The sequence below is a fragment of the Actinoplanes sp. NPDC004185 genome (genome assembly GCF_053603475.1).
Map to the genome: position 1 here is coordinate 1 of NZ_JBSGFR010000104.1, position 7,461 is coordinate 7,461.

General features: G+C 74.5%; 7 protein-coding genes and 1 pseudogene. 6 read left to right on the top strand and 2 right to left on the bottom strand.

Annotation, left to right across the window (positions count from 1 at the left end):
- Positions 1 to 233 (top strand): DbpA RNA binding domain-containing protein (locus ACWEOZ_RS43880; protein ID WP_451916602.1); only part of this gene is annotated, 233 nt, incomplete at its 5' end.
- Here ACWEOZ_RS43880 and ACWEOZ_RS43885 read toward each other — a convergent pair.
- Both ACWEOZ_RS43885 and ACWEOZ_RS43890 read right to left on the bottom strand, forming a co-directional pair.
- Positions 221 to 631, bottom strand: a complete 411-nt coding sequence (locus ACWEOZ_RS43885; RefSeq protein WP_451916603.1) for a DUF1810 domain-containing protein — start codon at positions 629 to 631, stop codon at positions 221 to 223. The two genes, ACWEOZ_RS43880 and ACWEOZ_RS43885, sit on opposite strands and share 13 nt — an antisense overlap.
- Positions 628 to 1,025 (bottom strand): annotated as a pseudogene (locus ACWEOZ_RS43890) (ChaB family protein). The gene ACWEOZ_RS43885 and the pseudogene ACWEOZ_RS43890 overlap by 4 nt, the downstream one beginning before the upstream one ends.
- Positions 1,026 to 1,146: 121 nt before the next feature.
- Here ACWEOZ_RS43890 and ACWEOZ_RS43895 point away from each other — a divergent pair.
- From ACWEOZ_RS43895 to ACWEOZ_RS43915, 5 genes are all read left to right on the top strand, one after another.
- Positions 1,147 to 2,238, top strand: coding sequence for a sensor histidine kinase (locus ACWEOZ_RS43895; RefSeq protein WP_451916604.1), 1,092 nt, complete (start codon positions 1,147 to 1,149; stop codon positions 2,236 to 2,238).
- 157 nt (positions 2,239 to 2,395) lie between these two features.
- Complete coding sequence (locus ACWEOZ_RS43900; protein ID WP_451916605.1) at positions 2,396 to 3,070, top strand: response regulator; 675 nt, start codon at positions 2,396 to 2,398, stop codon at positions 3,068 to 3,070.
- A 59-nt stretch (positions 3,071 to 3,129) separates the two neighbouring features.
- A complete protein-coding gene (locus tag ACWEOZ_RS43905) occupies positions 3,130 to 4,641 on the top strand; it encodes a tannase/feruloyl esterase family alpha/beta hydrolase (protein WP_451916606.1) in 1,512 nt (503 codons plus the stop codon).
- 53 nt (positions 4,642 to 4,694) lie between these two features.
- The gene (locus tag ACWEOZ_RS43910; protein ID WP_451916607.1) at positions 4,695 to 6,932 is read left to right on the top strand and encodes a tetratricopeptide repeat protein; all 2,238 of its coding nucleotides are present in this window, start codon (positions 4,695 to 4,697) and stop codon (positions 6,930 to 6,932) included.
- A gap of 165 nt (positions 6,933 to 7,097) precedes the next feature.
- Positions 7,098 to 7,430 carry a hypothetical protein gene (locus ACWEOZ_RS43915; protein WP_451916608.1) on the top strand — a complete coding sequence of 111 codons (333 nt, stop codon included), beginning with the start codon at positions 7,098 to 7,100 and terminating at the stop codon, positions 7,428 to 7,430.
- The last annotated feature ends 31 nt before the right edge of the window (positions 7,431 to 7,461 follow it).

Genomic DNA, 7,461 nt, shown 5'->3' on the forward strand with positions numbered 1-7,461 from the left:
GGCTGTTCATCGGCCTGGGCCGGCGCGCCGGGCTGCGCCCGCAGGACCTCGTCGGCGCGATCGCCGGCGAGTCCGGGCTCAGCGCCCGCGACATCGGCGCCATCCAGATCACCGACCGCTTCTCGCTGGTCGAGGTGCCCGAATCGGCCGCCGACATGGTGATCGAGGCGATGTCGCAGGCCACGATCCGGGGCCGCAAACCGACCGTACGCCGGGAGCGTTACAGCCGCTGAAGCGTGGCCGGGTCGTCCTCGCCACCGTAGTAGCGGTCGAGGACGGCCCGGAACACGGCCGGGTCGTCGGCCGCGTGGGCGAAGAGCGTCATCGACGAGCGCAGCTTGAGATCGTCGGGGGTGCCCAGGATCTGCGTGGCGGTGCGGCCCTGCACGCCGAGCAGGGCCCGCGCGCACTCGGCCAGCCGGGGCCCGAGCACCGGATGGGCCAGGTAGGCCCGGGCCTCGTCCAGGTCCGCGATGGCGTAGTGCTGCGCGGTTGCGGTGCGGCCGAGCCCGGCGATCTGCGGGAAGACGAACCACATCCAGTGGCTGCGCTTGCTGCCGGCCGTCAGCTCGGCCAGGGCCTGCTCGTGGACGTCCTCCTGGGCGCTGACGAAGCGGGCGAGGTCGCTCACTGGCCGCGCGCCTTGCGGGTGCTCCTGGCGTTGGCCTTCTGGATGGCCTTGACCAGCTCGGCCTTCTTCATCGTGGTCCGGCCGCTGATGTCGAGCTTCTTGGCCACGCTGAGCAGATGTTCCTTGCTCGCGTTGGCGTCGACCCCACCGGCGGTCTGCTTCGGGGTGTCCTTCCCGCCGGCCGCCTTGGCGTCGCTGGACCCTTCTTCGCCTTGGGCTCCCAGTGGTCGCCGACCTTCTCGAACGAGTGCTTGACCGCGGCCAGGGCGGTCCGGTGGGCGCGCTCGCCCTCGCCGTACTCCTTGACGGCCGAGTCGTGCGCCGCGACGTACGTGTCCTGCGCCTTCTTCGGGGACCGCTTCAGCGTCCCCGGCATGTCCTCACGAGTTGGCATACCGATCAGGTTTCCCGGGCCGGGGACCGGCAAACCGGGCGCCCGCGTCGTTCCCAGGGATGAGACCCGGGTCGTTCCCAGGACCGATGACCGCCTCCGATGGACCGCTTACGATCGCTGCGTGCGCTCTTCCCGGGACCAGGAAGGGATCGCGGGCATCTCCGTCGCGGCGGGACTGTCCGTGGTCCTGGTGACGCTCGTGCTGATCACCCCGGGCGGCCCGGCGACCACCGCGGGCCGGGCGGTCGCCGTCGCCTGCGCGCTGGTGCAGGCGGCCACGGTGGCGTTCATGAGGTGGCGGCCCGAGGCGGCGATGGCTGTCGCCGTGGCCGCCGGCATCGGCCTGGAGGTGCTGACCCCGGACATCGGCTGGCTCGGCCAGGTGGCCGCCGTGCTGGCCTGCTACACCCGGCTGCGCACCCCGCGCCGGTCGCTGGTGGTGCTGGCCCTGCTGGTCGCGGCGACCCCGTGGAAGCTGGTCGACGGCGACTGGCGCAATCTGCTGCTGGCCGCCGCGGGGCCCGCGCTGGGCTGGACGCTGGGCGAGCTCGGGCGCACCCGGGCGCTGCGGCGCGAAGACCAGCGGCGGCGCATCGTGCTGAGCGAGCGCAACCGGATCGCCCGAGAGCTGCACGACGTCCTGGCCCACACGGTGTCGGTCATCGTCGTGCAGGCGGCGGCGGCCGAGGACGTCTTCGACCGCCGGCCCGAGCAGGCCCGCAAGGCGCTGGGGACCATCGCCACGGCGGCCCGCTCCACCCTGGCCGAGCTGCGGGTCCTGCTGCACACCATGAGCGCCGACGACCCCGCCGACGGCGGCCCCCAGCCCGGGCTGGCACAGCTGGAGGCGCTCGCGGCCGCGCTCGGCGCCACGGGCCTGCGGGTCGACCTGCGCACCGAGCTGCGCGAGCTGCCCGCGGCGGTGGACCTGTCGGCCTACCGGATCGTGCAGGAGTCGCTGACCAACACCCTGCGGCACAGCCAGGCGACCCGGGCCGAGGTGACCGTGCGGTGCGAGCCGGACACGCTGCGGGTGGAGGTCCGCGACGAGGGCCCGGCGCGTCCGGTCGGGCGGGTCGGCGGGTCGGGACACCGCGGCATCGTCGGCATGCGGGAACGCGCGCAGCTGCTGGGCGGCACGCTGGACGCGGGGCCGCTGCCCGGCGGTGGCTTCCGGGTCCGCGCCGACCTGCCCCTGGAGCGCGCCGCGTGACCGCGCCGGACGCGGCGGTCCGACGGCCTCCGGCCGCGGTAACGGGCCGGCGGAGGCGGATCGTGGAAACGCGCCGGCCGACGCCGACCGCGGAAACGAGCCGGCCGACGCCGATCGCGGGAACGGGCCGGGCGACGCCGATCGTGGGAGGGGGCGGATGACGTCGATCAGGGTGTTGATCGCTGATGATCAGGAGCTGGTCCGGGCCGGTTTTGCGATGATCATCGACAGTCGTGACGACCTGGAGGTCGTCGGTGAGGCCGGCGACGGCCGCAGTGCGGTCGCCCTGGCCGCCGAGGTCCGACCCGACGTGATCCTGATGGATGTGCGGATGCCCGGGATGGACGGCATCGCGGCCGCCCGGGAGCTCGCCCGGGCCGGCCACCCGGCCCGGATCATCATGCTGACCACGTTCGACCTGGACGAGCCGGTCTTCGCCGCGCTGCGGGCCGGGGCCAGCGGCTTCCTGCTCAAGGACATCCGGCCGGCCGAGCTGGCCGACGCGATCCGGGTGGTCGCGAACGGCGAGGCCCTGCTCGCCCCCACCGTGACCCGCCGGCTGCTGGACCGGTTCGCGCTCGAGCTGCCCGGCGGGCAGTCACCGCCGAGCCTGGCGGCGCTCAGTGAGCGGGAGGTCGAGGTCCTCGCCCTGGTCGCCCGGGCGCTGTCCAACGACGAGATCGCCGAACGGCTCACGCTGAGCCGGGCGACCGTCAAGACGCACCTGTCGGCGATCCTGACCAAACTGGGGCTGCGGGACCGGGTCCAGGCGGCGGTGCTCGCGTACGAGGTGGGGCTGGTCCGGCCCGGCACCACTCCGCCCCGGGACTGAGCCGGAGACCCGTCTGTGGACCGATTCGCCGGCCGCCCGGGGACGGCAGGCTCAGGGTCATGATGAAACTGCTTGTGGCGGCGCTGGCCGCCGTACCGCTGGGGTTGGGTGTGCCTTCGCCCGCTCCCGGCACGCCTGTCGTCGGTTGCGCGGCCCTGTCCCGGGTGGAGCTGCCCGGCGTGCGGATCGCCTCGGCCGCGCCCGTCACCGTCCGGGACAATGAGTTCTGCGCTGTGCACGGCAGCTTCACGCCGGGCACCACCTTCACGATCAAGCTGCCGACCAGCGGCTGGACCGGCCAGTACGTGCAGCAGGGCTGCTCGGGCCTGTGCGGCAGCGTGCCGGAGCTCGACGTGCCCCCGCTCGGCTACAGCTGCACCGCCGCCCTGGCCGGCAAGCTGGCCCTGGCCGCCTCCGACAGCGGCCACCAGGGCACCGACACCCGGCCGGCGACGTGGGGGGCCGATCCGCGCCGGCGGGTCGAGTTCGGCCTCACCTCGGAGCACAAGCTGGCCGGGGTGGCGACGGCGGTGCTGCGCGCGTACTACGGGCGCGGTCCCGCCCACCGGTACTTCGACGGGTGCTCGACCGGTGGCCGGCAGGGGCTGACGCTGGCCCAGCGGTATCCGGCCGACTTCGACGGCATCCTGGCCGGTGCCCCGGTGACCGACCTCGCGCGGCTGTCCGGCGTGTTCAACCCCTGGCTGGTCCGGCACAACACCGCCGCCGGCGGCGGGCAGATCCTCAGCGCCGAGAAGCTGCCGGCTCTGCACGAGGCCGTGGCGAGGGCCTGCGGTGAGGTCGTCGACGATCCACGCCGATGCGGGTTCCGGCCCGCATCGTTGCGCTGTCCGTCCGGAGCGGACCGTCCGACGTGCCTGACCGGCGCGCAGGTCGCCGCGGTGACGGCCTTCTACCGGGGGCCGGTCGACCGGGCCGGGCGCAGCCTGTTCAACGGTGGGGTGCCGTACGGCTCGGAGTTGACCTGGACCTGGTTCGTCGGCCCGGCGGGCACCCGGCCGGCGGCGACCGACGCGGCCGTGATCGCGCTGAACTACCTGCGGTATCTCGCCTACCCGGTGAACCCGCCGCCGACGTACTCGCTCGACGACGTGCGCTTCGACCGGGCGGCCGTCGACCGGCTGTCCGTCGTCGGTGACGCCCTCTACCGCGCCGACAATCCCGATCTGGCCGCGTTCCGGGCCCGCGGCGGCAAACTCATCATGTACCACGGCTGGGCCGACGGCGTGATCCCGCCGTGGTCCACGATCGACTACTACCGGGCCGTGGAGCGGCGGGCGGGCGGCTTCGGCCCGGCGCAGGCGTTCTCCCGGCTGTACCTGATCCCGGCCGGCTATCACTGCCTGTTCGGCCCGGACCTGCACCGAGTCACCGAGATCGGGGTTCCGGAGCTGCTCACGCCGCTGATGGACTGGGTCGAGTCCGGGGTGGCGCCGGGTGAGCTGGCGGTGCCGACGGTCACGGCGACCAAGCCGCCGGACCTGGTGCGGTATCTGACGGTGCAGCCCTTCGACGCGCTGGCCACGGTGCCCTCCGCCGGTCGACACTGACGACGACAATGTCGGGGACCCCGATCCGCGCCACTACCGGAGGAACGTCCACTGTGTCCCTTACGGAAGGCTCCGCCCCGTTGCCGCCCGATGTCGAGGGATTCACCGGCCGGGAGGACGAGCTGGCGCTGCTCGGCTCCGTACCGTCGGGGGTGGTGGTGGTCTCGGGACCGCCGGGCACCGGCAAGACCACCCTGGCGCTGCACTGGGCGCACCGCGCGGCGTCCCGGTTCCCGGACGGCCGGCTCTACGTGGATCTGCGCGGCTTCGACGGCACGGGCGCACCGCGGGAGCCGGCCGACGCCGTACGTCTGCTGCTCGACGCGCTCGGCGCCGAGCCGCACCGGATCCCCGCCGATCCGGACGCCCGGTTCACGCTCTACCGCAGCCTGACCGCCCCGCGCCGGCTGCTGGTGATCCTGGACAACGCCCGCGACGCCGAGCAGGTCCGGCCGCTGATCCCGCCGGGCGACGAGGTCCGGACCGTGGTCACCAGCCGGCGCCGGCTGACCGGCCTGGTCGCCGGTTCGGGGGCCGCGCCGCTCGACCTCGATGTGCCGGCCCGGCCGGCGGCGATGGAGCTGCTCCGGCGCCGGCTGGGCCCGGTGCCGGCGGATCCGGCGGCCGTGGCGGACATCGTGGACGCGTGCGGACGTCACCCGCTGGCCCTGGCGCTCGCCGCGGCCCGGGCCCGGCTGACCGGCGTCCCGCTCGGCACGCTGGCGGCCGAGCTGCGCCGGCCGGTCGGCCGGCTGGAGGCGCTGGAGGACGGCGGACGCAACGGGATCCGCGCCGTGTTCTCCTGGTCGTACGACGCCCTGAGCGCGCCCGCGGCCCGGGTGTTCCGGCTGCTCGGGCTGGTCACCGGGCCGGACATCGCGGTCGCCGGGGTCGCCGCGCTGGCCGGGCTGCCCGATCTCGACGCGCGCCGGGCGGTGCGGGAGCTGACCGGCGCCGGCCTGCTGGCCGAACGCGACGGCGGCCGGTACGCGATGCACGACCTGCTGCGGGCGTACGCGGGTGAGCTCGTCCGCCGCACCGACGCGGCCGCCGACCGGCGCCGGGCGCTGCAACGGCTGCTGGACCACTACACGCACACCGCATACCACGCTGATCTGGTGCTGAACCCGGCGCGGGCGCCGATCCCGCTCACGCTGGACAACCCGGCCGACGGTGCCCGGCCCGAGCCGCTGGACGACCTGAAGACGGCGCTGAGCTGGTTGCGCAGCGAACGGGAGGCGCTGCTGGCGGCGGTGCGGCAGGCCAAGGACGAAGGGCTGGACGCGCAGGCGTGGCAGCTGAGCTGGGCGTTGGACACGTTCCTCAACGAGCAGGGACGCTGGGACGACGAGGGCGCGGCCTGGGCGGTGGCCCTGCGGGCGGCCGAGGCGCTCAGTGACGGTCCGGCGCTGGCGTACGCGTACTCGTTCCTCGCCGTGGCGGACGGCCGCCGGCAGCGCTTCGAGGCGGCGCAGGAGCACATGAGCCGGGCCCTCGAGCTGGTACGGGCGGCCGGTGACCGGGCCGGCGAGGGTGAGTGCCTGTTCATCCTGTCGTACCTGTGCTGGTTGCAGGGCGAGCAGGACGACGCGCTGGTGCGGGTGGAGCAGTCCCTGGCGCTGTTCCGTCAGATCGACGCACCGATGTGGGCGGGCAAGGCGAGCCTCGCGGCGGGCTGGTACCTGACCCAGCGGGGTGAGCTGCGGGAGGCGCTGCCGTACTACGTCGAGGCGCTCGCGCTGCAGCAACGGGCCGGGGACGATCCGAACGAAGCTGTGACCCAGGACAGTCTCGGCTGGCTGCAGCACCAGCTGGACGACGTCGACCAGGCGGTCCGTCATCTCCAGGAGGGTCTGCGGCTCGCCCGCCGCCTCGGCAACCCGGCCCTGGAGGCGCAGATCCTCGGGCACCTGGGCGACGTCCACGAGAGCCTGCTGGACGCGGACACCGCTGCCGACCGGTGGCGGCAGGCGTACGAGATCCTCGCCGACCTCGGCCATCCGCAGGCCGCCGAGCTGCGCCGCAAGCTGGCCGCGACCGCACCGGGCGAGGACGCCCCGGCGGCGCCCGGGCTCGGCGGCGAGCTGCGGCGCCACCGGCTGCGCGGCGGGATGTCGCAGGAGGACCTCGCCGCCCGTACGGGGCTGAGCGTGCGCACCATCCGCTACCTGGAGTCCGGCCGGGCCGGGCAGTCCCGGCCGGAGACGCTGCGGCTGCTCTCGGTCGCCCTCGGCCTCGACGGCGCCGACCGGGACCGCTTCTACGCCGCCGCCGACCGGGGCCGCCACTGACCGGGACCGCCGCCGACCGGGGCCGCCACTGATTGCCGCTTCCCTGCCGGGTGCTTGCCTGTCCCCCGGACCCACCCGGAACCGACGATGAAGGCAAGCCGCAGCCGACGGCGTGACGGGGGCGGCGGGTGCGGACGCGCCACCACACGGGAGGAGACGATGGGGATGATCACCACACGATGCGGGACGCGGGCGCTGGCGGGCCTGGCGATGACGGCAGCGCTGACCACTGTGTCGGCGGGGTTCGTGGGCGTGCAGGCCGCCTCGGCGGTGCCGTGGGACTGTTCGGTCGGCGGGTCGGGCAACGTCGGCTGGGCCCGCTGCAACTCCGGCACCGGCCAGTACCAGGCGGTGGTGAGCTGCGACGTCTGGCTGGGCTTCGACTACACCCGCAAGGGCGCCTGGAAGGCGGTGGGCAGCGGCGAGGACAGCATCGCGGCCTGCAACTCCTCCGAGGGTGCGTACAACCGGCGGATGAACGCCTTCGGCCCGCTCTGAGGACGCCGCGGCCCGGCCCCGCGGGGCCGGG

Excerpts from the sequence above, each read along its gene's own strand:
- ACWEOZ_RS43915 (WP_451916608.1), top strand. The coding sequence starts at position 7,098 with ATGATCACCACACGATGCGGGACGCGGGCGCTGGCGGGCCTGGCGATG.
- ACWEOZ_RS43900 (WP_451916605.1), top strand. The coding sequence starts at position 2,396 with ATGACGTCGATCAGGGTGTTGATCGCTGATGATCAGGAGCTGGTCCGG.
- ACWEOZ_RS43905 (WP_451916606.1), top strand. The coding sequence starts at position 3,130 with ATGATGAAACTGCTTGTGGCGGCGCTGGCCGCCGTACCGCTGGGGTTG.